Annotated in this window: 22 protein-coding genes; 15 read left to right on the top strand and 7 right to left on the bottom strand. The window is 71.0% G+C overall.

Annotation, left to right across the window (positions count from 1 at the left end):
* Positions 1 to 29: 29 nt before the first annotated feature.
* Complete coding sequence (locus ACIBAE_RS03475; RefSeq protein ID WP_399282105.1) at positions 30 to 1946, top strand: DUF6350 family protein; 1917 nt, start codon at positions 30 to 32, stop codon at positions 1944 to 1946.
* On the opposite strand, the gene ACIBAE_RS03480 is transcribed toward ACIBAE_RS03475, so the two are convergent.
* Positions 1936 to 2928: a hypothetical protein gene (locus ACIBAE_RS03480; RefSeq protein WP_399282107.1), complete on the bottom strand. Its 993-nt coding sequence runs from the start codon at positions 2926 to 2928 to the stop codon at positions 1936 to 1938. The genes ACIBAE_RS03475 and ACIBAE_RS03480 overlap by 11 nt on opposite strands.
* Positions 2929 to 3310: 382 nt before the next feature.
* Between ACIBAE_RS03480 and purN the strand changes: the two genes are divergently transcribed.
* The gene (gene purN, locus ACIBAE_RS03485) at positions 3311 to 3925 is read left to right on the top strand and encodes a phosphoribosylglycinamide formyltransferase (protein ID WP_399282108.1); all 615 of its coding nucleotides are present in this window, start codon (positions 3311 to 3313) and stop codon (positions 3923 to 3925) included.
* Positions 3912 to 5498, top strand: coding sequence for a bifunctional phosphoribosylaminoimidazolecarboxamide formyltransferase/IMP cyclohydrolase (purH, locus tag ACIBAE_RS03490; RefSeq protein WP_399282109.1), 1587 nt, complete (start codon positions 3912 to 3914; stop codon positions 5496 to 5498). The genes purN and purH overlap by 14 nt, the downstream gene beginning before the upstream one ends.
* A gap of 196 nt (positions 5499 to 5694) precedes the next feature.
* On the opposite strand, the gene ACIBAE_RS03495 is transcribed toward purH, so the two are convergent.
* Positions 5695 to 6297, bottom strand: a complete 603-nt coding sequence (locus ACIBAE_RS03495) for a hypothetical protein (RefSeq protein ID WP_399282110.1) — start codon at positions 6295 to 6297, stop codon at positions 5695 to 5697.
* Between the two features lie 233 nt (positions 6298 to 6530).
* Here ACIBAE_RS03495 and ACIBAE_RS03500 point away from each other — a divergent pair, with 233 nt between their 5' ends.
* The 8 genes from ACIBAE_RS03500 to ACIBAE_RS03535 all read left to right on the top strand — a co-directional run bounded on the left by ACIBAE_RS03500 (position 6531) and on the right by ACIBAE_RS03535 (position 17451).
* Positions 6531 to 7394 carry a bifunctional methylenetetrahydrofolate dehydrogenase/methenyltetrahydrofolate cyclohydrolase gene (locus ACIBAE_RS03500; protein WP_399282111.1) on the top strand — a complete coding sequence of 288 codons (864 nt, stop codon included), beginning with the start codon at positions 6531 to 6533 and terminating at the stop codon, positions 7392 to 7394.
* A gap of 61 nt (positions 7395 to 7455) precedes the next feature.
* Positions 7456 to 8202 carry a DUF3017 domain-containing protein gene (locus ACIBAE_RS03505; RefSeq protein ID WP_399282112.1) on the top strand — a complete coding sequence of 249 codons (747 nt, stop codon included), beginning with the start codon at positions 7456 to 7458 and terminating at the stop codon, positions 8200 to 8202.
* A gap of 371 nt (positions 8203 to 8573) precedes the next feature.
* On the top strand, positions 8574 to 9563 hold the full coding sequence (locus ACIBAE_RS03510; RefSeq protein ID WP_399282113.1) for a malate dehydrogenase: 990 nt from the start codon (positions 8574 to 8576) through the stop codon (positions 9561 to 9563).
* A 277-nt stretch (positions 9564 to 9840) separates the two neighbouring features.
* Positions 9841 to 11373, top strand: coding sequence for an aldehyde dehydrogenase family protein (locus tag ACIBAE_RS03515; RefSeq protein WP_399282114.1), 1533 nt, complete (start codon positions 9841 to 9843; stop codon positions 11371 to 11373).
* A 130-nt stretch (positions 11374 to 11503) separates the two neighbouring features.
* Entirely contained in the window at positions 11504 to 13279 is a 1776-nt protein-coding gene (locus ACIBAE_RS03520) for a GMC family oxidoreductase (RefSeq protein WP_399282115.1), read from the top strand.
* Complete coding sequence (locus ACIBAE_RS03525) at positions 13276 to 14415, top strand: glycine betaine/L-proline ABC transporter ATP-binding protein (RefSeq protein ID WP_399282116.1); 1140 nt, start codon at positions 13276 to 13278, stop codon at positions 14413 to 14415. The genes ACIBAE_RS03520 and ACIBAE_RS03525 overlap by 4 nt, the downstream gene beginning before the upstream one ends.
* Complete coding sequence (locus ACIBAE_RS03530; protein WP_399282117.1) at positions 14415 to 16430, top strand: ABC transporter permease subunit; 2016 nt, start codon at positions 14415 to 14417, stop codon at positions 16428 to 16430. The genes ACIBAE_RS03525 and ACIBAE_RS03530 overlap by 1 nt, the downstream gene beginning before the upstream one ends.
* A gap of 1 nt (position 16431) precedes the next feature.
* Positions 16432 to 17451 (top strand): ABC transporter substrate-binding protein, encoded by a 1020-nt coding sequence (locus tag ACIBAE_RS03535; protein WP_399282119.1) that lies wholly within the window; start codon positions 16432 to 16434, stop codon positions 17449 to 17451.
* A 95-nt stretch (positions 17452 to 17546) separates the two neighbouring features.
* Here ACIBAE_RS03535 and ACIBAE_RS03540 read toward each other — a convergent pair whose 3' ends face one another.
* From ACIBAE_RS03540 to ACIBAE_RS03550, 3 genes are all read right to left on the bottom strand, one after another.
* On the bottom strand, positions 17547 to 18206 hold the full coding sequence (locus ACIBAE_RS03540) for a hypothetical protein (protein WP_399282120.1): 660 nt from the start codon (positions 18204 to 18206) through the stop codon (positions 17547 to 17549).
* A 602-nt stretch (positions 18207 to 18808) separates the two neighbouring features.
* Positions 18809 to 18994, bottom strand: coding sequence for a DUF397 domain-containing protein (locus tag ACIBAE_RS03545; protein WP_399282121.1), 186 nt, complete (start codon positions 18992 to 18994; stop codon positions 18809 to 18811).
* Positions 18995 to 19000: 6 nt separating this feature from the next.
* A complete protein-coding gene (locus ACIBAE_RS03550; protein WP_399282123.1) occupies positions 19001 to 19882 on the bottom strand; it encodes a DUF5753 domain-containing protein in 882 nt (293 codons plus the stop codon).
* 245 nt (positions 19883 to 20127) lie between these two features.
* Here ACIBAE_RS03550 and ACIBAE_RS03555 point away from each other — a divergent pair, with 245 nt between their 5' ends.
* The gene (locus tag ACIBAE_RS03555; protein WP_399282124.1) at positions 20128 to 20592 is read left to right on the top strand and encodes an ATP-binding protein; all 465 of its coding nucleotides are present in this window, start codon (positions 20128 to 20130) and stop codon (positions 20590 to 20592) included.
* A 57-nt stretch (positions 20593 to 20649) separates the two neighbouring features.
* Here ACIBAE_RS03555 and cyaB read toward each other — a convergent pair whose 3' ends face one another.
* Positions 20650 to 21222, bottom strand: coding sequence for a class IV adenylate cyclase (gene cyaB / locus ACIBAE_RS03560; RefSeq protein ID WP_399282125.1), 573 nt, complete (start codon positions 21220 to 21222; stop codon positions 20650 to 20652).
* 14 nt (positions 21223 to 21236) lie between these two features.
* A complete protein-coding gene (locus tag ACIBAE_RS03565) occupies positions 21237 to 22079 on the bottom strand; it encodes a helix-turn-helix domain-containing protein (RefSeq protein ID WP_399282126.1) in 843 nt (280 codons plus the stop codon).
* A 145-nt stretch (positions 22080 to 22224) separates the two neighbouring features.
* On the opposite strand from ACIBAE_RS03565, the gene ACIBAE_RS03570 reads away from it, so the two are divergent.
* The 3 genes from ACIBAE_RS03570 (at position 22225) to ACIBAE_RS03580 (ending at position 24514) form a co-directional block, all read left to right on the top strand.
* The gene (locus tag ACIBAE_RS03570) at positions 22225 to 22836 is read left to right on the top strand and encodes a hypothetical protein (RefSeq protein WP_399282127.1); all 612 of its coding nucleotides are present in this window, start codon (positions 22225 to 22227) and stop codon (positions 22834 to 22836) included.
* 4 nt (positions 22837 to 22840) lie between these two features.
* Positions 22841 to 23029, top strand: coding sequence for a hypothetical protein (locus ACIBAE_RS03575; RefSeq protein ID WP_399282128.1), 189 nt, complete (start codon positions 22841 to 22843; stop codon positions 23027 to 23029).
* 243 nt (positions 23030 to 23272) lie between these two features.
* Positions 23273 to 24514 (top strand): serine hydrolase domain-containing protein, encoded by a 1242-nt coding sequence (locus ACIBAE_RS03580; protein WP_399282129.1) that lies wholly within the window; start codon positions 23273 to 23275, stop codon positions 24512 to 24514.
* The last annotated feature ends 117 nt before the right edge of the window (positions 24515 to 24631 follow it).

Raw genomic sequence — 24631 nt, forward strand, 5'->3', positions numbered from 1 at the left:
AAAGCGCGTGTCGTTGGCAGCATGGCGACGTGACCCAATTGACCGATCGCAGCACGCCGTTGTCCTCGGCCTCGGCCGTGGAACGAGGCCGGGCCGCCGCGCTGACCGCGTCTTTTCTGCGGGGAGTCATCGCTGCGGGCCTCGGGCTCGGTGCCCTGTCCGTGCTCGTCATGGCGCTGTGGATCAGCTCCCCGTACCCCGACAGCGGCGCCGGTGGGGCGCTACGGGTCGCGGCGGCGCTGTGGCTGCTCGCCCATGGCATCGAACTCGTCCGCCTCGACACCCTCTCCGGGAATCCCGCGCCACTCGGAGTCGTACCTCTGCTGCTGATGGCCCTTCCGGTGTACCTGGCGTACCGGGCAGCCCGGGACGCCCTGGAACCCGACGAGGGGCGGCCGCAGCTCACCGCGCTCGGCGCCGTTTTCACCGTGACCGGCGGATATGTGCTGGTCGGCGGGGGCGTCGCGGCCTATGCGGCGGGCGGACAGCTCTCCGCGCGGCCCGAACGCGCGGCGATCACGCTGGGCGTCGTGGCGCTCCTGTCCACGGCCGCCGGGGCCTGGACGGCCGGCGGGCACCGGCTCGCCGCGCTGCCGCTCCCGCTGCGGAAGGGCGTAGGGAGCTTCCTCGCCGGCACGGTGTGGTCGACCACCGCGCGCCGCAGGACGGGGGTCGCCCTGCGGACCGGGGCCGCGGCCACTCTGCTGCTGGTGGGCGGTGGCGCACTGCTGGTCGGGGTCTCGCTGGCGGGGCACGGCCAGGAAGTGCAGGCATCGTTCCTGCGGCTCGCGGGAGACTGGTCAGGGCGCTTCGCCGTGGCGCTGCTGGCACTGGCACTGGTGCCGAACGCCGCCGTCTGGGGCGCCGCGTACGGCCTGGGCCCCGGCTTCGCGCTCGGTACGGTGGCCACGGCTACCCCGCTCGGGGTCGTCGGCAGCCCCGATCTGCCGCCCTTCCCCCTGCTCGCGGGCGTGCCCGAGGGGCCGGGGACGGCGCTGAACTGGGCGGTGCTGGCCGTACCCGGGGTCGCGGGGCTGGCGATCGGGTGGTTCACGGTAGGAGTCGCGGCGCCGCCGTACGCCGTACGGGAAGAGGCCTGGGGCGCCCGCGCGACCGCGCTGACGGCGGCCTTCGGGGGCGCGGTGTGCGCGCTGCTGACAGCGTTCCTGGCGGCGATGGCGGGCGGGCCGGTGGGCAATGCGGACCTGGCGGCCCTCGGGCCGGTGTGGTGGCTGACGGGGGCGGCGGCGCTGGTGTGGGCGGTGGGCCTCGGCGTACCGGCGGCTCTCGGGCTGCGGGCCTGGCGGCTGCGGGAGCGACGGGAGCGGCGCAAGTGGCGGGTGAAGGCGGCGCCCGCGCCCACGCCGGCGTTGGACACGGGGGACGACGCGCTGGGTCTGGACATCCTGGAGACGCTGGGCTGGGGGGTGGGCGCGGCATCCTCCGAGGGCGATCCGGACGCGTCGGAAGCGAGCGGCCGGCTCGCGGGACAGGACGCCACCCGGGATTCCGGCCAGGGCTCCGGCCACGGTTCCGGTCAGGATTCCGGCCAGGACGCCGGTCCGGACGGCGGTCAGGATTCCGGCCACGGTTCCGGTCAGGATTCCGGCCGGGACGGCGGTCAGAAGGCCCGTCCGGACGGCGGTCAGGACTCCGGCCCGTACGCGTTCCCGCCGGTCGAGGCATGGCACGAGCGCGGGGCCCGGGAAGCGCGGTGGGCGGCGATCAAGGAGGCGTCCGGCGGCCTGATGGCCGACTTCACGCCCACTCCGCCGGCCCCCCTGGAGTCGACCCCACTGGAGCCCGCTCCCGCTCCGGTCCCGGCCCAGCCGGCCTTGTCGGCGGTGCCGACCGCCCAGGCTGCCCCTCCGGTCCCCGAACAGCCGTCGGAGCCGGCCTCCACCCACGAGACCGGCTCCGAGGAGGGACCGGGTGTTACTCCTTGACGCCGAAGTACGGCTCCAGCGAATGCGGCAGCAGCTCGTTGCAGGAGAGCTGGCCCGACTTCGTCAGGGCGTCGTCCAGGCAGGTGTAGTAGTCGCGGTAGGCCAACCGCATCGTGAACATCCCCGCCACCATGGTCAGCGCGAGACCGGCTGTCACCAGGCCGCTCACCGCCGCCGTCGTCCTCTGCCGGCCGGACATCTGGGCCTGGACGGGGGCCGGGACGGGAGCCGGGTCCCGCTGCGCGCTCTGCGCTGTCCGCGCCATCTGGGCCGCGAGCGTCTGCGGGCCCCCGGAGGCCGCCTTGTCCTGACCGGACGGCGACTTCCGGGGCTTGTTGCGCAGAGAGCTGACACCCCAGTACACCGCCAGGGAGCCGAGCAGCAGCGCGACCTCCGGGTAGGTGAAGAGCGCGAAGAAGAACGCCCACATGCCGGAGAGCAGGGCGTAGCGGGCGCGGCGCTGGGCCGGGTCCGTCGGGTCCCAGCGCAGCCCGGTGCCGCGGCTTCCCTCGGGGCCTTCCTGATCGCCGCCCTGCCCGTTACGGCCGTTCTGGCCGCTCGGCCCGTTCGGCCCGTTCCGGCCGCCGAGGCGGCTGCCGAAGCCGTCCGTCGAGCGGCCGGGCTGGCGGCTGCTCCACTGGCCTCCCCAGGCGCCCCGGTCGCCGTCGCGGTCCTGGTCGGAGCCGGAGGACCGCCCGTCCGGCGAGCCGCCGTTCCCCTGGTGGCGGGGCCGCCACGGCTGATCGGGGGCGCCCTCGGGGGGCGGGGCGAACGGATTGTCGTCGGAGGGCCCCGAGGATCCAGGAGATTCTGAAGACCCAGGAGGTCCAGAAGATTCGGTGGACCCTGAAGATCCCGAGGGTCCGGAGGACCCGGAAGACCCCGGAGGGCCGGTGGAAGGAGACTGGCGCTCCCGCGGCAGCAGCACCGGCCCAGCGGGCTGCGGGAGGTGGAGTGCCGTGCGGCGGCGTCGGTCCGGCATCAGGTGAACGTCTTCCCCTCAGACCCGGCGCGAGACCCAGCGCGCGGGGGTGTCGTCTCGTGTGGCCCGTCCCGGAGACGGAACTCTGTCCCCAGACGCTACCTCCCAGCCACGCCCCCGTCCCGTGGGGGCGGCTCGGTGTGCCGGTATCGTTGCTGACGGTCGGCTCCTTCGTAGAGTTCCCCGTATCGGGAAACACGATTCGTTCGTGCGATCACACAAAGCCGCTGACGGACCAACCGCACCATCCCGCGAGGCTCCGCTCGCTCCCAGAAAGGCGCCCGCTGTGGCCTCCCCGCCCCCCTCCTCCCCGCCGTCTCCCTCGTCTCCCTCCGCTGTTCCCGCCGCTTCTGACGCCGCCGTCACTTCCTTCGGCCCCTCCGTGTCCGCCCGGCTCGTGGTCCTGGTCTCCGGATCGGGTACGAACTTGCAGGCGCTGCTCGACGCCATCGGTGACGACCCGGCGGCGTTCGGGGCCCGCATCGTCGCCGTGGGCGCGGACCGCGACGCGATCGCCGGGCTGGAGCGCGCCGAGAGCGCCGGGGTGCCCACCTTCGTGTGCCGGGTGAAGGACTACGGGACGCGCGACGCGTGGGACGCGGCACTGACCGAGGCCACCGCCGCGTACGAGCCGGACCTGGTGATCTCGGCCGGTTTCATGAAGATCGTGGGCAGGGAGTTCCTCGCGCGCTTCGGCGGGCGGGTCGTCAACACGCACCCGGCCCTGCTCCCCAGCTTTCCCGGTGCCCACGGCGTGCGCGAGGCACTCGCGTACGGCGCGAAGGTCACCGGCTGCACCGTCCACCTGGTCGACGACGGTGTCGACACCGGCCCGATCATCGCGCAGGGCGTGGTCGAGGTGCGGGACGAGGACGATGAAGACGCTCTCCATGAGCGCATCAAGAAAGTCGAGCGACGGCTGCTCGTCGATGTCGTCGGGACGATGGCCCGTCGCGGCTACCGCATTGAGGGACGAAAGGTATATGTCGGTGAATAATCAGGGGTCAGTGACCGCCGAAGGTACGAAGCGGCCGATCCGCCGCGCGCTGGTCAGCGTCTACGACAAGGCGGGCCTGGAAGAGCTGGCCCGTGGACTGCACGAGGCGGGCGTCACCCTGGTCTCGACCGGTTCCACCGCCTCGAAGATCGCCGCCGCCGGTGTGCCGGTCACCAAGGTCGAGGAACTGACCGGTTTCCCCGAGTGCCTGGACGGCCGGGTCAAGACGCTGCACCCGCGCGTCCACGCCGGCATCCTCGCCGACCTCCGGCTCGACTCGCACCGCGAGCAGCTGGCGGAGCTGGACATCGAGCCGTTCGATCTCGTCGTGGTGAACCTCTACCCGTTCCGCGAGACGGTCGCCTCCGGTGCCACCCCCGACGAGTGCGTCGAGCAGATCGACATCGGCGGCCCCTCGATGGTCCGCGCCGCCGCCAAGAACCACCCCTCGGTCGCGGTCGTCACCAGCCCCGAGCGGTACGCGGACGTCCTCGGAGCCGTACGGGACGGCGGCTTCGACCTGACGACCCGCAAGCGCCTCGCGGCGGAGGCCTTCCAGCACACCGCCGCGTACGACGTGGCCGTGGCCTCCTGGTTTGCCGACGACTACGCGGCCGCCGACGACTCCGGTTTCCCGGACTTCCTGGGCGCCACGTACGCGCGCAAGAACGTGCTCCGCTACGGCGAGAACCCGCACCAGCCCGCCGCGCTCTACACCAGCGCCGAGGGCGGTCTCGCCGAGGCCGAGCAGCTGCACGGCAAGGAGATGTCGTACAACAACTACACGGACACGGACGCCGCGCGCCGTGCCGCGTACGACCACGCCGAGCCGTGCGTCGCGATCATCAAGCACGCCAACCCCTGTGGGATCGCGATCGGTGACGACGTCGCCGAGGCGCACCGCAAGGCCCACGCGTGCGACCCGCTCTCCGCGTTCGGCGGCGTGATCGCCGTCAACCGCCCGGTCTCCGTCGCGATGGCCGAGCAGGTCGCCGAGATCTTCACCGAGGTCATCGTCGCCCCCGGCTACGAGGACGGCGCGGTCGAGGTGCTGGCCCGCAAGAAGAACATCCGGGTGCTGCGCTGCACCGAGGCCCCGGCCGCGCCGGTCGAGGTCAAGCCGATCGACGGCGGTGCGCTGCTCCAGGTCACCGACCGTTTCCAGGCCGAGGGCGACGACCCGGCGAACTGGACGCTGGCGAGCGGCGAGGCACTGACCGCGACCGAGCTGGCCGAGCTGGCCTTCGCCTGGCGCGCGAGCCGCGCGGTCAAGTCCAACGCGATCCTGCTCGCCAAGGGCGGCGCGTCGGTGGGCGTCGGCATGGGCCAGGTCAACCGGGTGGACTCCGCGAAGCTCGCGGTGGAGCGGGCGGGCGAGGAGCGTGCGCGTGGCTCGTACGCCGCGTCGGACGCCTTCTTCCCGTTCCCCGACGGTCTGCAGATCCTGCTGGACGCGGGGGTCAAGGCCGTGGTCCAGCCGGGCGGCTCGGTCCGTGACGAGCTGACGATCGAGGCGGCGCGGAAGGCCGGCGCGACGATGTACTTCACCGGGACGCGGCACTTCTTCCACTGATCTCCGGATCGTCGGGCGGTCGGGCATCCGCTCCCGGGATCGTCAGGCGCAGAGGCCGAAGGCCGTGAACCTCCCCCGTGGGACTGGTTCACGGCCTTCGGTCGTTCTCGCGCCCCGTGCGCCCCGTGCGCCCCACGCGTACCGCGTGCGCGCCGTGCGCCGCGTACGCCCTGTGCGAGGGGCCGATGACGTGGTGTCAGTAGCGCGGGCGCTGGAACCAGGCCGCGCCGTCCGACTTCGCCACGAAAACGATGATCAGGATGCCGAGCGCCAAGGTGACGATGCCCAGCGGCAGGGAGACCAGACCGCCGAGCGCGGCGAACGCCCCGTACACGATCGCGCAGATGCGCGTGGCGTTGCCACCGGACTTCATCTTCAGCGCCAGGGTGATCGAGAGCGCCGCGAAGATCAGCATCAGGACGGCCAGGAAGGCGACGATGCCCTTGCCGAAGTCCGCCAAGGCGGCGGTGTCGGCCGTGGTATCGGCGTTGTTGACCGCGTCGTCGACGGCCCCCATCGCGGCGAAGAGGAAGATCCCCGCGATCACCTGGAAGGCCGACATGACCCACAGCATGACGCGCGCGGCCTTGATCCCGCCCGGCATCTCCGTCGGAGCGGCCGGGTAGCCACCGGGGTACCCGTAACCGGCCTGCTGGACCGGCGGGGCCTGCGGGTAGCCGTAGCCGGGCTGCTGACCCTGCTGGGGCTGGCCCTGGGGGTAGCCGTAGCCGGGCTGCTGGCCCTGCGGGGGCTGGCCCGGCTGCTGGCCGTACGGGTTGTTGGGGTCGCCGAAGCTCATGGCGGGTTTCCTCCGTTGGTCGTGCGGGGAACGGCGTGGTCCGCATGGAGGAACTCTCAGAACTGAGCGGTGCGCCCCCCCGATGCTTACCGCGCGCTGCGCCGTAAGCGTGGTATAAGTGTCTCCTTTTTGTCCAGTCACTATCCGTAGCGTTGTGCAAGCGCAATCTCCTGTGCCGTGGGGCGAGCGGCCCGAATTGGAACAGGGGAGGGGTCATCCGCGAGGATGGGGGTATGACCGCCCAGATTCTCGATGGCAAGGCCACCGCAGCCGCGATCAAATCCGACCTGACCGTCCGTGTGGCGGCCCTCAAGGAGCAGGGCGTCACGCCCGGCCTGGGGACCCTGCTCGTCGGGGACGACCCCGGCAGCCGCTGGTACGTGAACGGCAAGCACCGCGACTGTGCCGAGGTCGGCATCGCCTCGATCCAGCGTGAACTGCCCGACACCGCCACCCAGGAAGAGATCGAGTCGGTCATCGGGGAGCTCAACGCGAACCCCGAGTGCACCGGCTACATCGTCCAACTTCCGCTGCCCAAGGGCATCGACACCAACCGCGTGCTGGAACTGATGAACCCGGCCAAGGACGCCGACGGGCTGCACCCGATGAGCCTCGGCCGACTGGTGCTGAACGAGCCGGGGCCGCTGCCCTGCACCCCGTACGGCATCATCCAGCTGCTGCGCCACCACGGCGTCGAGATCAACGGCGCGCATGTCGTGGTCGTGGGCCGTGGCATCACCGTCGGCCGTTCGATCCCGCTGCTGCTGACCCGTAAGTCCGAGAACGCCACCGTGACGCAGTGCCACACCGGCACCCGCGATCTGTCGGCGCAGCTCAGGCAGGCCGACATCATCGTGGCCGCCGCGGGAGTGCCGCACATCATCAAGCCCGAGGACGTGAAGCCGGGTGCGGCGGTCCTCGACGTCGGCGTCAGTCGCGACGAGAACGGCAAGATCGTCGGCGATGTCCACCCGGGCGTCGCCGAGGTGGCCGGCTGGATCTCCCCGAACCCGGGCGGTGTCGGCCCGATGACCCGCGCGCAGCTGCTGGTCAACGTCGTCGAGGCGGCCGAACGCACCGTCGCCGACGCGCACTGACCTGGCCGATCAGGCCGATCGACGGCTGAATCTCCGAACCGGAATCCGGAAAGGGGCACCCATGGGTGCTGGTACGAGCGCGGGCGACGCGGCCCGATCGCCCCGCAGGACGGGGCGCGGCACACCGGCGGCGGCCGCGAAGGCCACGCCGGTACGGGACGTCCCCGAGCCGGTCTCCCCGGACCTGGTCTCCCCGGACCCGGTCTCCCCGGACCCGGCGGCGCCGGTGGGCCCGGACGCCCCGGCGACGGACGCCCCGGCGACCGGCACCCCGACGACCGGCACCTCGACGGCGGATGCCCCGGGAGCGGCCACCCTGGTCGCCGACGGCCTGGTCGCCGATGGTCCGGTCGCCGACCGCCCGTCGGATGCCGCCGCCGATCCCGAAGGAGCCGACGAGCAGCCGGAGGAGCGTGCCGGGCGTTTCGCGGCGGTCACCCTGGACACCGCGCGGCCCGAGGGCGGCGGCCGGGCCGCGCCGTCCGACGCCCCGGCCCCGGTGCGCCAGTGGCCGCTGATCAGCGTGCTCGGGACGATCGGGCTCGGCCTGCTGATCGTCGGGCTGCACCCCTTCGCCGAAGCGTTCCGGATCGGCACGATCCTGATCGGGGTGGCCCTGATCGGTGGCGCCTGCCTGCGGCGCGCGGTGCCCTCCGTGGGCATGTTGGCCGTGCGCTCGCGCTTCACCGACATGGTCACGTACACGTTGCTGGGCACCGTCATCGTGCTGCTGGCCCTGATGACGCAGCCCAGGCCGTGGCTGGAGATCCCGTTCCTGGAGGACATCGTTCACTCGACGGTGCCGTAGAGCGTGAAGCACTGGCGCAAAGCGTGAAGCACTGCCGTAAACCGCAGGCCGTGGAGCACCGCTGTGAGATCTGGGTACGAATCGGCGCCCTTCCTCCCTCGTGGGAGGGCGGGCGCCGTCCCGCGTACGGGCATCAGCCGTCCCGCGTACGGGTATCAGTGGCGCTGCCGTGAGCCGCGCCACAAGGGGGCGGCGATTGGGGGAGCCCCGGGTCGGATAGCCTGATCGCTGGATATCTCTTCACGTCAAGATTCAGAGCGGATCCAGAGCCGGATTCCCGGCAGAACCGGAATCCGGGTCGGCGATGGGTGGAGATGTCCCCCGCACCAGGGGCAGGGACCCCCACCGCCAGCTGTCTTACGGAGATCGCCATGACCCGCACTCCCGTGAATGTCACCGTCACCGGCGCGGCCGGCCAGATCGGTTACGCGCTGCTCTTCCGCATCGCCTCCGGCCACCTGCTCGGCGCCGACGTGCCGGTCAAGCTGCGTCTTCTTGAGATCCCGCAGGGCCTCAAGGCCGCCGAGGGCACCGCGATGGAGCTCGACGACTCCGCCTTCCCGCTGCTCAGCGGCATCGAGATCACGGACGACCCGAACGTCGCCTTCGACGGCGCGAACGTGGCGCTGCTGGTCGGCGCCCGCCCCCGTACGAAGGGGATGGAGCGCGGTGACCTGCTCGCCGCCAACGGTGGCATCTTCAAGCCGCAGGGCAAGGCCATCAACGACCACGCCGCGGACGACATCAAGGTCCTCGTCGTCGGCAACCCGGCCAACACCAACGCGCTGATCGCCCAGGCCGCCGCCCCGGACGTGCCGGCCGAGCGCTTCACCGCGATGACCCGCCTGGACCACAACCGCGCGATCTCGCAGCTCGCGCGGAAGACCGGCGCCGCCGTCTCCGACATCAAGCGCCTGACCATCTGGGGCAACCACTCGGCCACCCAGTACCCGGACATCTTCCACGCGGAGATCGCCGGCAAGAACGCCGCCGAGGCCGTGAACGACGAGGCGTGGCTGGCCGACACCTTCATCCCGACCGTCGCCAAGCGCGGCGCGGCGATCATCGAGGCCCGTGGCGCGTCCTCGGCCGCCTCCGCCGCCAACGCGGCCATCGACCACGTGTACACGTGGGTCAACGGCACCGCCGAGGGCGACTGGACCTCGATGGGTATCCCGTCGGACGGCTCGTACGGTGTGGCGGAGGGCCTGATCTCCTCCTTCCCCGTCACCACCAAGGACGGCGCGTACGAGATCGTCCAGGGTCTCGACATCAACGAGTTCTCGCGCGCCCGGATCGACGCCTCGGTGAAGGAGCTCCAGGAGGAGCGCGACGCGGTGCGTGAGCTCGGCCTGATCTGAACGCCCCCTGCCGGCAGCGGCAGCGGCAGGCGTTGGACAGTAAGCAAGTGAGCAGTAAGCAGTCAGCGCAGTAGCCAGTCAGTACCGAAAGGCCCCGACCCCCGAAGTTCCGGTGGGTCGGGGCCTTTCGGCTGTCCGTGCCCGTACGCCGCCTCCCGTACCGACGCGGTGCCACACCGCGCGTGCTCCGTGACCCGACCCACTTCCGGTCACGGAACGCGCATGTTTTCCGCCCTCCGGGGCAGGCGCCGGAACCGCCAGTTCTTGCTGGTGAAGCATGTTCCGGACAGGGAAGGCGATACGCGACGTGTCGGCACAACAGACCATCCACGTGGGCGGCGAGTGGCGAAAAGCCGTCTCCGGTGCCACCCGCGACATCCTCGATCCGGCCGACGCGACGCTCCTCGCCGTCGTCTCCGAAGGCGGGACCGAGGAGGTGGACGCGGCGGTCGCCGCCGCGCGTACCGCCTTCGACGAGGGACCCTGGCCCCGTACCCCGGTCGCCGAGCGGGCCGGGCTGCTGCGCCGGACCGCCGACCTGCTGATCCGTAACCGCGAGAAGATCGCGCTGCTGGAGAGCAGGGACTCCGGGAAGACCCTGGAGGAAGGGCGCGTCGACGTCGACTGTGTCGCCGACGCCTTCCGCTACTTCGCGGATCTGGTGATGAACGAGAGCGGCGGCCGGGTCGTCGACGCCGGTTCCGACACCGTGCACAGCGTGGTCGTGCATGAGCCGGTCGGTGTCTGCGCGCTGATCACCCCCTGGAACTACCCTCTCCTCCAGGCCAGTTGGAAGATCGCCCCGGCGCTCGCCGCCGGCAACACCTTCGTGATCAAGCCGAGCGAGATCACCCCGCTCACCACGATCGACCTCGTCGACCTGCTCGCGGAGGCGGGCCTGCCGGCCGGTGTCGCCAACCTGGTGACCGGCGCGGGCGCCACCGTGGGCGCCCGCATGGCCGAGCATCCGGACGTTGACCTCGTCTCGTTCACCGGCGGACTCAGCAGCGGTACGAAGGTGATGCAGGCGGCCGCCCCCGGCGTGAAGAAGGTCGCCCTCGAACTCGGCGGCAAGAACCCGAACGTCGTCTTCGCCGACGCCTGCGCCACCGAAGAGGGCTTCGACACCGCTGTCGACCAGGCGCTGAACGCCGCGTTCATCCACAGCGGCCAGGTCTGCTCCGCCGGTTCGCGCCTGATCATCGAGGAGTCCATACGCGAGCGCTTCGTCGGCGAACTGGCCCGCCGCGCGCTGCGGATCCGGCTCGGCCGTGGCACCGAGGACGGCGTGGAGTGCGGCCCGCTCGTCTCCGCCCAGCAGTTGGCGAAGACCGAGGAGTACGTCGCCTCCGCGCTCGCCGAGGGCGCTGTCCTGCGCTCCGGTGGCAAGCGCCCCGAGCCGTCCGAAGTCCGGCCCGCCGACGGCTACTTCTACGAGCCGACCGTCCTCGACCAGTGCCACCGCGAGATGCGCGTCGTACGGGAGGAGGTCTTCGGGCCCGTCCTGACCGTGGAGACCTTCCGTACGGAGGACGAGGCCGTCGCCCTCGCCAACGACACCGAGTACGGGCTGGCCGGCGGCGTGTGGAGCGCGGACCCGGGGCGCGCGCGGCGCGTGGCCGGGCGGCTGCGGCACGGCACCGTATGGATCAACGACTTCCACCCCTACCTCCCGCAGGCGGAGTGGGGCGGCTTCGGCAAGTCCGGTATCGGACGGGAGCTGGGACCGGCGGGGCTCGCCGAATACCGCGAGGCGAAGCACATCTACCAGAACCTCGCGCCGCGCCCGGTGCGCTGGTTCGCGGGCTGACCCCGGCCATCCCCGAAGCGACCGCCACGCCACGCACCGCACCGCCACGGAGTCGCCGCGCGACGCGCACCCCGGGGCGACTCCACGCGCCAGAACCTTGCACGACCTCCGGAAGAGGAGCAGAGCACCCATGGCCGAGCACGACCACGCCGAGCACGACCACGCCGGGCAGGATCACGCCGGGCAGGATCACGCGGGGCATGACCCTGCCGAGCATGACCCTGCCGAGCAGGACCACGCCGGGCACGACCACGCCGAGTACGACTATGTCGTCGTCGGGGGCGGCACCGCCGGATCGGTGATCGCGTCCCGGCTCACCGAGGACCCCGGCGTCACCGTCGCCGTCATCGAGGGCGGCCCCTCCGACGTCGACCGCCCGGACGTGCTGACGCTGCGGCGCTGGATGGGTCTGCTGGGCGGCGAGCTGGACTACGACTACCCGACGACCGAGCAGCCGCGCGGCAACTCGCACATCCGGCACAGCAGGGCCCGGGTGCTCGGCGGCTGCTCCTCCCACAACACCCTCATCGCGTTCAAGCCGCTGCCGTCGGACTGGGACGAGTGGGCGGCGGCCGGCGCCGAGGGCTGGGACGCCGACGCGATGGACCCGTACTTCGGCAGGCTGCGCAACAACATCGTGCCGGTGGACGAGCTGGACCGTAACGCCATCGCCCGCGACTTCGTCGACGCGGCGCGGTCGGCGCTGGGTGTCCCGCGCGTCGACAGCTTCAACAAGAAGCCTTTCCACGAGGGCGCCGGTTTCTTCGACCTCGCGTACCACCCGGAGAACAACAAGCGCTCCTCGGCGTCGGTCGCGTATCTGCATCCCTTCCTGGACCGGCCCAATCTCCACCTGCTGCTGGAGACCTGGGCGTTCCGGCTGGAGCTGGACGGCACGCGGGCCACGGGCGTCCACGTACGGACCAAGGACGGCGGGGAACTGCGCGTCGGGGCCCGGCGCGAAGTCCTCGTCTGCGCGGGCGCGGTGGACACCCCCCGGCTGCTGCTCCACTCCGGGATCGGGCCGCGCGCCGACCTGGAGAAGCTCGGCATCCCTGTCGTCCACGATCTGCCGGGCGTCGGGGAGAACCTCCTGGACCACCCCGAGTCGGTGATCGTCTGGGAGACGGACGGACCGATCCCGGAGAACTCGGCGATGGACTCCGACGCGGGCCTGTTCGTCCGGCGCGATCCGGCCGTCGAGGGCCCGGACCTGATGTTCCACTTCTACCAGATCCCGTTCACCGACAATCCGGAGCGGCTGGGGTACGAGCGCCCCGAGCACGGCGTGTCGATGACCCCGAACATCCCGAAGCCGCGCAGCCGTGGCCGGCTCTACCTGACGAGCGCGGACCCCGAGGTCAAGCCCGCCCTGGACTTCCGTTACTTCACGGACGAGGACGACTACGACGGGCGCACCCTGGTCGACGGCATCAGGATCGCCCGGCGGATCGCCGCCGCCGAGCCGCTCGCGAACTGGCTCAGGCGAGAGGTCTGCCCGGGGCCCGAGGTCACCTCGGACGAGGAGCTGAGCGCGTACGCGCGGAGCTGCGCGCACACGGTGTACCACCCGGCCGGTACCTGCCGCATGGGCGCCGCGTCCGACGAAGGGGCCGTGGTCGCACCGGACCTGAGGATCCGGGGACTCGACGGCATCCGTATCGCCGACGCGTCCGTGTTCCCGACGATGCCCGCCGTCAATCCGATGATCGGGGTCCTGATGGTCGGGGAGAAATGCGCCGAACTGCTGCTCACCGAGGCAGCCGCCGCACGCACCCCGGATACCGCACGCCCCGGACGCCCCGGACGCCCCGGACGCACCGTACCCGCCGCACGCCCCGTACCCGCCGCACGCCCCGTACCCGCCGCAGGCACCCACACCGACGAGAAGGGCCTGACCCGATGAGCGCAGGAACAGCAGAGGCGCACGGAGCCGGCGGGACCGCCGCGACCGACGTCGCCGAACGGCCGCCCGTCTTCTCGGTACGCCACCTCTGGAAGGTCTTCGGCCCCAAGGCGCACCGCGTCCCCGCCGACCCCGAACTCGCCGCCCTCACCCCCGCCGAGCTGCGCGAACGTACCGGCTGCACCGCCGCCGTACGGGACGTCTCCTTCGACGTCCGCAAGGGCGAGGTCTTCGTCGTCATGGGCCTGTCCGGCTCCGGCAAGTCCACGCTCGTCCGCTGTCTGACCCGGCTCATCGAGCCCACGGCCGGCGCGATCGCCATCGACGGCGAGGACGTCCTGTCCATGGACAAGGCCCGGCTGCGCGAACTGCGCCGCCACCGCGCCTCCATGGTCTTCCAGCACTTCGGCCTGCTGCCGCACCGCTCGGTCCTCGACAACGTCGCGTACGGCCTGGAGATCCAGGGGGTGAGCCGCTCCGAGCGCCGCGACCGGGCCGCCGAGGTCGTCGACAAGGTCGGCCTCGACGGACTGGAGGACCGCAAACCGGGGCAGCTCTCCGGCGGTCAGCAGCAGCGCGTCGGGCTGGCGCGCGCACTCGCGGTCGACCCGCATGTGCTGCTGTTCGACGAGCCGTTCAGCGCGCTCGACCCACTGATCCGCCGCGACATGCAGGAGGAGGTCATCCGGCTGCACCGCGAGGAAGGCCGCACGATGGTCTTCATCACGCACGACCTGACCGAGGCGCTGCGCCTCGGCGACCGGATCGCGCTGATGCGCGACGGCGCGATCGTGCAGCTGGGCACGCCGGAGGAGATCGTGGGCCGCCCGGCCGACGCGTACGTACGGGACTTCGTCCGTGACGTGCCGCGCGAGCAGGTCATCACCCTCGGTGCGACCATGCGGGTCGCGGCGCCGGGTGAGGCCGACTCCGGTCCCGCTCTCCCCCCGACCGCGACCGTCTCCGAGGCCATCGAGGCCGTCGCGCGCACCGGTGACGCGGCGGCGCGGGTGGTCGACCACGGCCGGCTGGTCGGTGTCGTCGACCGGGCGTGTCTGCTGGGCGTGGTGGCCGGGACGGCCGGTCCGGACGAGCCGCCCGCCGTGGCGGCGGGGGCCGGGAAGGCGGTCATCTGATGGCCGCCGCGACCACCGCGACCGCCTCTCCGGCCATCGGCGGGCTGTCCGGCGCGCTGCGGAACCGGGCGCTCGGCAAGCTGCTGCCGCTCGCCGTCCTCGCCGCCGTCCTCGTCCCGCTCGCCGTCACCCGCTGGCCGGGTACCGCCTGGCCGGAAGCGCTCACCGTCGACCTGTCGGGACCGCTCGGCGGCGCCAGCGACTGGATCATCGACAACCGCGACAGCCACCCGCTCTTCCTGTACTTCTTCGGGCACGTCAGCAACGCCGTCGTACTGTCCGTGCGCGCCGTGTACCTGGCGCTGCTCGCCATCGGCTGGGCCGGTGTCACGGCGGTGGCCGGGCTGATCGCCTGGCGGGCGGCGGGGCTGCGGCTCGCGCTCACCGCCGCCGTCTCGTTCGGCGCCTGCGGGCTGCTCGGCATGTGGGTGCCGACCATGCAGACGCTCGCCCTGATGATCGTCGCGGTCACCGTCTCCGTGGTGCTGGGCACGCTGCTCGGCCTCGCCGCCGGGCTCTCCGACCGACTGCACCGGGCGCTGCGGCCGCTGCTCGACACCATGCAGGTACTGCCCGCCTTCGCCTACCTGCTGCCCGTGGTGCTGATCTTCGGCATCGGCGTCCCGGCGGCGGTGCTCGCGACGGTCGTCTACGCGGCTCCGCCGATGGCCCGGCTCACCGCGCTCGGTCTGCGCGAGGCGGATGGCGGCGTGATGGAGGCCGTCGCCTCGCTCGGCGCGACGGGCCGGCAACGGCTGCTGACCGCACGGCTGCCGCTCGCCCGCGCGCAGCTGCTCCTCGGCCTCAACCAGACGATCATGATGGCGCTGTCCATGGCCGTCATCGCGTCCGTGATCGGCGCCGGTGGCCTGGGCGACCGCGTCTACCAGGCGCTGGCCTCGGTCGACGTGGGCGCGGCGCTGGCGGCCGGGCTGCCGATCGTGCTGCTCGCGGTGGTGCTGGACCGTACGACGGCGGCGGCCGGCTCGGGAACGGGCCGGAGCGGCCCGCGCACGGGCCGGGGCGCCTCCGGGCCGGGCGGGAGCGGCTCCGGGCCCTCCCTCACCGGACGGCTCGGCTGGGCGGTGGCGGCCGCCGCGACCGTCCTGGTCATCGCCGCCGGACGCCTCACGAATCGGCTGAACTGGCCGGACACCTGGACCGTGGAGATCGCCGGCCCGGTCGACCGATCTGTCGGCTGGATGACCGACCACCTGTACTCCGGCGTCCCCGTCATCGGTGGCACCGCCGACTGGGCCGGCCACTTCACCACCTGGATCCTCGACCCGCTGCGCGGCGGTCTCCAGACGCTGCCCTGGTGGGGTGTCCTGCTGACCGTCGCCGCGCTGGCCCTGCTGATCGGCACCTGGCGGACGGCCCTGACCGCCGTCCTCGCCATGGCCGCCATCGGGGTCCTCGGCGTGTGGAAGCCGTCGCTCGACACGCTCTCCCAGGTGCTCGCCGCCGTCGCGGTCACCCTGGTCATCGGCTTCGCCGCCGGGATCGCCGCCGCCCGCGGCGCGCGGGTCGAGGCACTGCTCCGGCCCGTCCTGGACGTCTTCCAGACGCTGCCGCAATTCGTCTATCTGATTCCGGTGGTCGCGCTCTTCGGCGTGGGCCGCGCCCCGGCGGTGGCCGCCGCCGTCGTGTACGCGCTGCCCGCCGTCATCCGCATCACCACCCAGGGACTGCGTCAGGTCGACCCGGCGGCGCTGGAGTCGGCCCGCTCGCTCGGCGCGACCAGCGGCCAGCAACTGCGCCACGTCCAACTGCCCCTGGCCGGAGCCGCGCTGCTCCTCGCGCTGAACCAGGGCGTGGTCCTGGTGCTCGCCGTCGTCATCATCGGCGGTCTGGTCGGCGGGGGAGCGCTGGGGTACGACGTGGTCTACGGCCTCGCCCAGGGCGACCTGGCGACCGGGCTCGTCGCGGGCGCGGCGATCGTCTGCCTCGGCCTGATGCTCGACCGGGTCACCCAGCCCACGGAACGCCGCGTCAGCACCAGGAAGGTGGCCTGACATGGCCCGTACCCGTACCCGTGCCTCCGTCCGTCCCCGCACCCGTACCGGTCCCCGGGTCCGTACGCGCACGTGTCTCGCGGGGGCGGCGGCGTTCGCCCTGCTCACGCTCACCGGCTGCGGCGCGGCCGACATGACCCAGCAGGCGTCCCCGTACGCCAACGCGCGGGGCTCGAAGACCGTCACCCTCTCCGTCCAGTCCTGGGTCGGCGCGCAGGCCAACGTGGCCGTCGTGACGTACCTCCTCGAACATGAGCTGGACTACCGGGTCGACACCGTCCAGGTCGACGAGATCCCGGCCTGGGACGCCCTCAGCCAGGGCCGCGTGGACGCGATCCTGGAGGACTGGGGCCACCCGGACCAGGAGCGGCGCTACGTCGCCGACAAGAAGACGATCACACCGGGCGGGGATCTCGGGGTGACGGGTCACATCGGCTGGTTCGTCCCGACGTACTTCGCGGAGCAGCATCCGGACGTCACCGACTGGCACAACCTCAACAAGTACGCGGACCAGCTCCGTACGTCGGAGAGCGGCGGCAAGGGCCAGCTGATGGACGGCTCGCCGTCGTACGTCACGAACGACACGGCCCTGGTGGACAGCCTGGACCTGGACTACCAGGTGGTCTTCGCGGGCTCGGAGGCGGCGCAGATCACCCAGATCAAGCAGTTCGCCAAGGAGAAGAAGCCTTTCCTCAGCTACTGGTACAAGCCCCAGTGGCTGTTCGAGAAGGTGCCGATGACGGAGGTCGAGCTCCCGGCGTACCAGGAGGGCTGCGACGCCGACCCGAAGAAGGTCGCGTGCGCCTACCCGAACACGCCGCTCCAGAAGTTCCTCAACGCGGACTTCGAGCGGAAGGGCGGCAGCGCGGCGACGCTGGTGAAGAACTTCTCCTGGACGACCGAGCAGCAGAACGACGTCGCCCTGATGATCGCCGACCAGGGACTCTCCCCGGAGGCGGCGGCCGAGAAGTGGGTCAAGGCGAACGAGCCGACGTGGCGGAAGTGGCTGCGGGGGGCGTAGGTCCTGACCGGCGCCCGATGTGACGGGGGCGGCTGCCGTGCGCTGCGCTCTGGCCGCCCCCGCCCCCGCCCCCGCCCCCGCCCTCGTCCGGCCGGTCAGAAGTCCTGACCGCCGCCGCCCTCGTCCAGCCGGGAGCGGCGCAGCGCCTCGGCCATGGCGTGCGGGTCGGAGTCGGCCCAGTCGGACTCGGCGACCAGGGTCTCCAGCAGCCCCCCGGTCAGCGTGCCCTGCTCGGCGTGGCTGATCACGTCCGTGAGCTGGTCGAATTCGATCTCCGAGTCGACGAGGGCGTCCAGCTCCTCGGCAGCGCGTTCCAGGCTGGTGAACCGCCCGATCCCACCGTCGAGCCCGTCGTCGCGGAGCCCGTGCGGGTAGGGGGCGCGGGCCCAGGCACCGTCCTCGTACCAGTAGACGCAGCCGAGTTCGTACCCTTCGAGCAGGTACTCCAGCCGGTCGTGCGGCAGCCACTCGGGGGCGCCGTCGAACAGGTCGATCGGCGGCTCGTGCCACTTCACCCCGCCCGACTCGTCCTCCCCGAAGAGCAGCGCCCGCCCGTCGTCGGTCCGCATCAGGGTCCACCAGCTGGCGCCGGAGTCGTTGAAGTGCAGCCCCTCGTCGTCGAGCCAGTACCCGTCGGGGTCGCGCTCGTTGTCGCGCTCCTCGTTGGCGGTGACGACGGCGATCGCCGCCCACCGCGCCCACAGCAACTCGGGCGACGGCAGGTCCTCGGGGAGGCCGGGGTGGTGCATGGTCATGCGGATCTTCCGGTGGTGAGGGCGAGGACGCCCCGGAAGGCGACCCATGCGGCGGGGGCATGCGGTGGGGGCATGCGGTGGGGCGGGGATGGTGCCGGGATGGAACGCTTCGAGTCTCGCACGGCGGGGGTGGGGCGGGTCGCGGGCAGCCCCGACCCGCACGGCCCGGGGTGCGAACGCGGGTGAAGTGGGTGAAGAGGCGGGGTGCGCCGGATGCTCGGCCGCCCCGGGCTACGGGCGACACGTCAGACCAGAGCCGGTCGATCTCGGGCCCCGTAGGCGAACAGGACTGCGGGCCTTGTGAGAATCCGTCCCGGCGGCTGGAGGCCGTTGGGACCGGGGCGGGCTAGGTGTTCACTTGGTACTTCGCATGCACGGAATTCGGTGAGGCTCTCCCCGGCCTGGCACGTGCACCCCCGCCTTCTCTGGTTTCGTTCATGAGTGCGGCGTCAGTCTGCCGCTGACTCATACGTCAGACAGAGCTTCCACGCCACGCCTGCGTGTCCCAGTCGTCAACCCCTCGCGCGCTCGCACGTGTCCACAGCCCCGGCGTAGGAACAACCGGTCAGGTTGGGACGCGAGGGGTATCCGAACGAAAGGCGTCAGTCCTGCGCGATCAGGTACTGGAAGGCGTCCCAGGCGGCAGGAGTGAGTCGGAGGACGTGGCCGGTCGGGTTCTTGGAGTCCCGCACGGCGATGGCGCCGAGGACGTTGAGAGCGACTTCGACGCACTCCCCGTGCTGGTCACCGCTGCTGTAGCTGGACTTCCTGAAGTCGAACTTGGCCACGTCTCCCTACAACTCCTTGCGGATGTCGTCGATCAGTCTGGTGGAATCGCGTTGAGCCAGGCCCTGACGCGCGATGCGGTCAAAAATCGCAAGGTGGCGGGCAGCATCAGTCTCGCTCTCCAACCAGACCTTAGTCGAGACGGTATCTGACTGAACTACGTCCAAGGCTCCCGGCTCCGCGAAGGAGACAACGCTAAAGGCGCTGGTCATGCCAGGGTGGGCGCCCGCGATGAACGGGACAACCTGCAGGCGCACGTTCGGCAGTTCGGCTGCTTCCAGCAACCTTTCGAGCTGACCGCGCATGACTTCTCGACCGCCGACCAGTTGGCGTACGGCTCCCTCATGCAGCGTCGCCCACAGTTGTAGCGGCCGGTCACCGGTCAAGCGTGCCTGACGTGCCATTCTGGCTTCGACGAAGGGCTCGATCTCATCAAGGTCTTCCCAGGCGCCGTTGCCGACTGCCAGCGCGCGGGCGTAGTCGGATGTTTGTAGAAGGCCTGGTACGAAGGTGAGCTGCCAAGTCCGCACCCCTGTAGCGATGTCTTCCAGAGCGAAGTATTCAGCTTGGGACTTGAGCTGTGGGTACTGGTTCCACCAGCCCTTCGCCTTGCGGCGGTCCCGGTCGGCTTTCGCCAACTCCAGTAGGCGATCTATGGCCTTGACGTCGCGCTCCTCGTAAAGGTGGCAGAGCGCTCGCACGTCCGGGTCGCGCATCGGGACCAGGCCGCGTTCCATCTTCGCGACCTTGGCCACCGAGGCGGTCAAGGCGCTTGCCGCTGAGGCTTGCCGCAATCCGCGCTCCTCACGCATACGCAGCAGTTCCCCGCCCAGCCTTCGGCCGAGCACGGTCGAAACTGACACACCACGATCCGGACTGTTGCCGGCCATCTGGCTTCCCCTTACGACGAGTTGTCACAGTCTGCGCCGCCACGTCAGGCGGGCACAACTCTGTTCGAAGAAAATTCTCTGCCCTCAATCCTTGCTGCCTAAAGAAATTTACCGCTACCTTAAGTGCTCAGTCGCTCACTCAGCGGCTTCACCTGGCGGAAGTGCACCGCCCTGCCCTGCGACGAAACAGGCGCGGGTCGCGGCATCGCCACCGCCACTCCGACCCCACATGGAGGTGCGTTTCCATGACCGCAGCCAACGAGGTCTCCGCTCCCGAGCCCAAGCCCGAGCCGGTTCTCCGGGAGGACTGCCACACCTACACGCCCACCGCCGCCAACGTCAGCTTCGCCCGGCGGCGGGCCGCGCGGCTCGTCAGGGAGTGGGGGTATCCGGAGCGGGCCGGTGACGTCGCCCTGGTGGTGAGCGAGTTGGCGACGAACGCCCTGCTGCACGGCTGTCTGCGGGACCGCCTCTTCCGGGTACGGGTCGCTCTCATCGGCGCCGTACTCCGCGTGGAGGTCACCGACCCACGAGGTGAGCGGCTGCCGAATCCCCGGGTCGCCACCGAGGACGAGTGTTTCGGCCGGGGGTTGCTGATCATCGATCAGCTCGCGGACCGCTGGGGTATTGAGCCCCGTACGGTAGGCAAAACGGTCTGGTGCGAACTCGGCACGCCTGCCGCGCCGCCCGGCGGAGCCTCCGCCGCATGACCGCCGATGATCCTGGTGAACGCGCCCTCACCCGGGCGGGGAGGGGCGCGCTCGTCATCACCGGCTGAGTTGATCAGTCCGTCGCGCGGACTGGACGGCATCCGTGTACTTCTCCCGCGTCAGGTCACTTTCGTCGATGCCGAGATCGACGAGCACAGCCCGCACGGTCGCCAGCGCCGCAGGGACGTCGGTCTCGTCCACCAGCGTTTCCAGCTCGATGAACGTTCCGTCGATTTCCGGGACCCGTACGAGCGTCGCGAGCATCTGACGTCCATGGGCCGTGAAGCTGTAGTTGCGGCACCGCTTCTCGAAAACGATCACGGAAACGTACCCCAGGCCGCGTGCGATGGCGTGCATGGTCTCCGCGTCCTCGACGCCGGTCTCGTACTCCGGCTTCGAGCCCGACTCCTCGTCAACTTTCGCGTCCTTGAACGTAAGGACCGTCCGCGTATCGTCCTGCCCGTTGACGGTCCGCACCCGCAGTTCCTGATCACGCGCGTGCAAGTCACCATGGGGGCGGTCGTAGTAGGTGTCCTGGTAGACCTCCACCCGCGCACCGGCCAAGGACTCCAAGGCCCGCATAACGGCCTCCGGTTCCCGTACCCGCGCCTTGAGCTCCGCCTCGATCATGTTGTCCTCTCTCCTCAGACAGTGCGTTCCGCCGTCTCAATGATCGCCTCGAACATGCGGCAGAAGCCCCGGAACAGAGGGCCACCGGCCGTCTCCGTCACCTTGTACGTCGCGGACTCGTGCCCCTCCCAACCCGCGTCGAACGCCCCGACGAACATCGTGCTGTCCATGCGGATGACGCGCCACGTCGGCAGCAGCCCGTACCGGTACACGCGCACATCGGCTGTATCAGCGAGTTCACGCAGTCGTGCCTCGGTGAGTCGGACGCCGCTGGCCAGCGACTCGGCGGACTCGCCGATCTCCGCCGCCCGCCGGGCGAGCGCCGCCGAGTCCGGGTCCAACAGCAACACCCGGACCCGTAGGCCTTTTCCGCCTTGCTCGCGCGGCAGGCAGGCCCGTAGCAGTGAGTCGTTGAGACCGATGAGACCGAGACCCCTGACGGCGAGGACGTCCAGCTGGGCCGCTGACCGGGCCTGGTACCGGATCTCCTCCCGCGCGGCTGCCTGTGCGGAGTAAACCCGGACCACCTCCGGGAACGCGGCGAGATCGAACGCCGCGCCGCCGGTCCGCTTCTCCCTGCCGGCCGCCAGCCCGAGCAGGTGTCGCGCATCGTCGGGCATGCCGAGGCCGTCGGCGATGCGCTCGTACACGTCCAACCGGGACACCTCCCGGCGGCCGCTGATGATCTCGCTGACACGGGACTGCGTCATATCGACGGCCGCCGCGATACGTGCCTGGCTGACGCCGCCGTATCGCTGGACGTGTCGGAAGGCGGCCCCGATGTCACGGGCGCGGAGCGCCTGGCGGATCTCGGCTCGTTCCCACGCCCAAACGGGCAGTTCGATCGGCGGAGTCATCGGCATGGGCGTCCCCGGTATCCGTGAACGGGATCAGAATTCATCTCACGGTGAGATTACCGGCTGGGTATCGAATGGCAACGCCGCGTAGTACGAGGCTCGCTGTATGACAACGACGACGACAACGACAACGACAACGGAGACGGTGACGCTGGCGCGCTGGCTGGTCTCGGCTCAGGAAGCTCCATCCGTGGCGCTCCGGGACTGGGACCTCGGCCGACACGCGCTCCTCCGGACCGGTACGGCCTTCGATGCCGTCCGGATGCCCGAGGGCCTGGTCCATGCCGCTGTTGGTGGTGGCCAACCGCGCGAGGTGGCCGACGCCTTGACGTTGGCTCTCCTGGGTCCGGTGATCTGTGACCCGGGCGCCTGCTATTACGCGCTCGTGCCCCGGGCGACGGCTCAGACGTGGCGGTCTCCGCTCGCGGTCGTCCGCAGTACCGGCTGCTGGCTGACGGTTCCGCGTACAGACCGCAACGAACTGAGTGGGATTCATTGGTCGGTGCCACCTCGGACGGTGGGGCAGCTCTGCGCGCCCGCCGACGTGGACAGGCTTCTGCGGATCGGTGAGGCACACCGGGCCCGGGCCGAAAGCACCGCAGCGCTGATGAACCACGGAAAGAACTGCGCGGCCTGCTCTGTCGGCCCGCCCCTCTGCGCCGAGTTCATGCGCCTGTTTCAGCGCGTGGAGCAGGACGCCCGCCGGCACGTCGCCGGCCTCGCCAAGTCGGCGGACTCCAACCCCACCTGGAGCTGACACCGTGACACCGCAGAGTTCGACCTCCACTTCCGGCAAGGCGACCGGCTGGTGCGACTGGCACGTCGGCCCGTCCGAGACCGCTGTCCTCATCGACGTGATCGAGCAGGGCAGCGGGCCCGGCATCACCTGGTTCGCGTGCGCACCGTGTCGCGAACAGCGCCGCCTGGTCCCCTACGGCGATGCGGACTGAACACTCATGGGCGAGGCCAAAGGATCCTTCAATTGCTTGGAGCGTCCCTGTCCAGGCGGCTTTCCGCTGGTCGGCGACGCGGGCCTCTGGCCGCCGCCGCCATCGGGTAGGTGCGCCCTCACCGGTCCGCTGTCTGAAGGTGGGTGTGTCGTGCCGTGATGAGCCGGGGCGATGAGTTTGGGTCGGTTGCGGCGTCCACACCGTATGCCGAGCGCACCGTACGCGGAGAGCAAGGAGCCACTCATGTCCACCACCGCGCTGTCGACGGACGGCCTCTCCCACCTGCACGACGTCATGGCCGCCCATGTCGCGTCGGGTCGGCTGCCGGGCCTCGTCACCCTGGTCGCCCAGGGCGACGACGTCCATGTCGACACCATCGGATCCCGGTCCTTCGCCGACCGAGCGCCGCTGCGCCGGACGGACATCTTCCGCATCGCGTCCCTCAGCAAGCCGATCACCGCGGTGGCGGCGATGTCACTGGTCGAGGAAGGGGTGCTGCGCCTGGACCAGCCCGTCGACGGCCTGCTGCCGGAGCTTGCCCACCGCCGGGTGCTGCGCGCCATCGACGCCGAACTCGACGACACCGTGCCCGCCGACCGGCCCATCACCCTGGAGGACCTGCTCAGCTTCCGTACCGGGTTCGGATCGGTCGTGGCGCCCCCGGGCACGTATCCCATCCAGCGGGCCGAGGCCGAGCTGGGACTGCAAAGTATCGGGGGCCCGCCGTGGCCGCCGGTGACGCACGACAGCGACAGCTGGCTGGCCGCTCTCGGCTCTCTGCCGCTCATGTACCAGCCGGGCGACCGGTGGCTCTACAACTCGTCGGCCCAGGTCCTCGGCATCCTGCTGGCCCGAGCGGCGGGCAAGGACATCGGGACCGTACTGCGCGAACGCGTATTCGAGCCGCTCGCCATGCCCGACACCGGCTTCACCGTGCCGGCGGATCAGCTCGACCGGCTGACCACCGCCTATATGCCCGACGCGGAGGACGGCGAGCTCTCCGTCCTCGATGATCCGGCGGACAGCTGGTGGAGCACCCCGCCGTCCTTCCCCGACAGCAGCGGCTGGCTGGTCTCGACCATCGACGACTACTGGTCGTTCGTGTCCACGCTGCTGGCGGGAGGAACCCTGCGGGGCCGGCGGATCCTCTCGCCGGAATCGGTGACGCTGATGACGACGGACCGGCTCTCCACCGCCCAGCGCGAGGCGTCGCGGCTCTTCCTCGGCGAACACTGCGGCTGGGGCCTCGGGATGGCGGCACCGGCGATGGGAAGCACCGCACCACTGCCCTCCGGCTTCGGCTGGGACGGCGGGATCGGCACCACCTGGCGGTCCCATCCCCGCAGTGGCGTCACGGGCATCCTGCTCACCCAGCGCCACGTCACCTCCCCCGTGCCGACGGCCCTGGTCGAGGACTTCTGGGGCGCGGTCAACGCCGCCACCGTTCCGGCGGACCGGACGGCCCGTCGAGCGGACGCGCCCTGAGGATGATCCGGGGCGCCGCCCAGCTGAGCGACGAGCAAGGTCAGCCGCTTCCGATGCCGTGGCGGTCCACGTCTGCCTGGCAGTTGTGGTGACTGTCGCTTACGCCACGGCTCTTCC

The organism is Streptomyces sp. NPDC051569 (assembly GCF_044454085.1).
Lineage (GTDB): Bacteria > Actinomycetota > Actinomycetes > Streptomycetales > Streptomycetaceae > Streptomyces.

Bases quoted from the DNA above. Each gene is read 5' to 3' on its own strand.
- ACIBAE_RS03480 (WP_399282107.1), bottom strand. From the start codon at position 2,928: ATGCCGGACCGACGCCGCCGCACGGCACTCCACCTCCCGCAGCCCGCT.
- purH (WP_399282109.1), top strand. From the start codon at position 3,912: ATGTCGGTGAATAATCAGGGGTCAGTGACCGCCGAAGGTACGAAGCGG.
- ACIBAE_RS03495 (WP_399282110.1), bottom strand. From the start codon at position 6,297: ATGAGCTTCGGCGACCCCAACAACCCGTACGGCCAGCAGCCGGGCCAG.
- ACIBAE_RS03500 (WP_399282111.1), top strand. From the start codon at position 6,531: ATGACCGCCCAGATTCTCGATGGCAAGGCCACCGCAGCCGCGATCAAA.
- ACIBAE_RS03505 (WP_399282112.1), top strand. From the start codon at position 7,456: ATGGGTGCTGGTACGAGCGCGGGCGACGCGGCCCGATCGCCCCGCAGG.
- ACIBAE_RS03510 (WP_399282113.1), top strand. From the start codon at position 8,574: ATGACCCGCACTCCCGTGAATGTCACCGTCACCGGCGCGGCCGGCCAG.
- ACIBAE_RS03515 (WP_399282114.1), top strand. From the start codon at position 9,841: ATGTTCCGGACAGGGAAGGCGATACGCGACGTGTCGGCACAACAGACC.
- ACIBAE_RS03520 (WP_399282115.1), top strand. From the start codon at position 11,504: ATGGCCGAGCACGACCACGCCGAGCACGACCACGCCGGGCAGGATCAC.
- ACIBAE_RS03525 (WP_399282116.1), top strand. From the start codon at position 13,276: ATGAGCGCAGGAACAGCAGAGGCGCACGGAGCCGGCGGGACCGCCGCG.
- ACIBAE_RS03530 (WP_399282117.1), top strand. From the start codon at position 14,415: ATGGCCGCCGCGACCACCGCGACCGCCTCTCCGGCCATCGGCGGGCTG.
- ACIBAE_RS03535 (WP_399282119.1), top strand. From the start codon at position 16,432: ATGGCCCGTACCCGTACCCGTGCCTCCGTCCGTCCCCGCACCCGTACC.
- ACIBAE_RS03540 (WP_399282120.1), bottom strand. From the start codon at position 18,206: ATGACCATGCACCACCCCGGCCTCCCCGAGGACCTGCCGTCGCCCGAG.
- ACIBAE_RS03550 (WP_399282123.1), bottom strand. From the start codon at position 19,882: ATGGCCGGCAACAGTCCGGATCGTGGTGTGTCAGTTTCGACCGTGCTC.
- ACIBAE_RS03555 (WP_399282124.1), top strand. From the start codon at position 20,128: ATGACCGCAGCCAACGAGGTCTCCGCTCCCGAGCCCAAGCCCGAGCCG.
- cyaB (WP_399282125.1), bottom strand. From the start codon at position 21,222: ATGATCGAGGCGGAGCTCAAGGCGCGGGTACGGGAACCGGAGGCCGTT.
- ACIBAE_RS03565 (WP_399282126.1), bottom strand. From the start codon at position 22,079: ATGACTCCGCCGATCGAACTGCCCGTTTGGGCGTGGGAACGAGCCGAG.
- ACIBAE_RS03580 (WP_399282129.1), top strand. From the start codon at position 23,273: ATGTCCACCACCGCGCTGTCGACGGACGGCCTCTCCCACCTGCACGAC.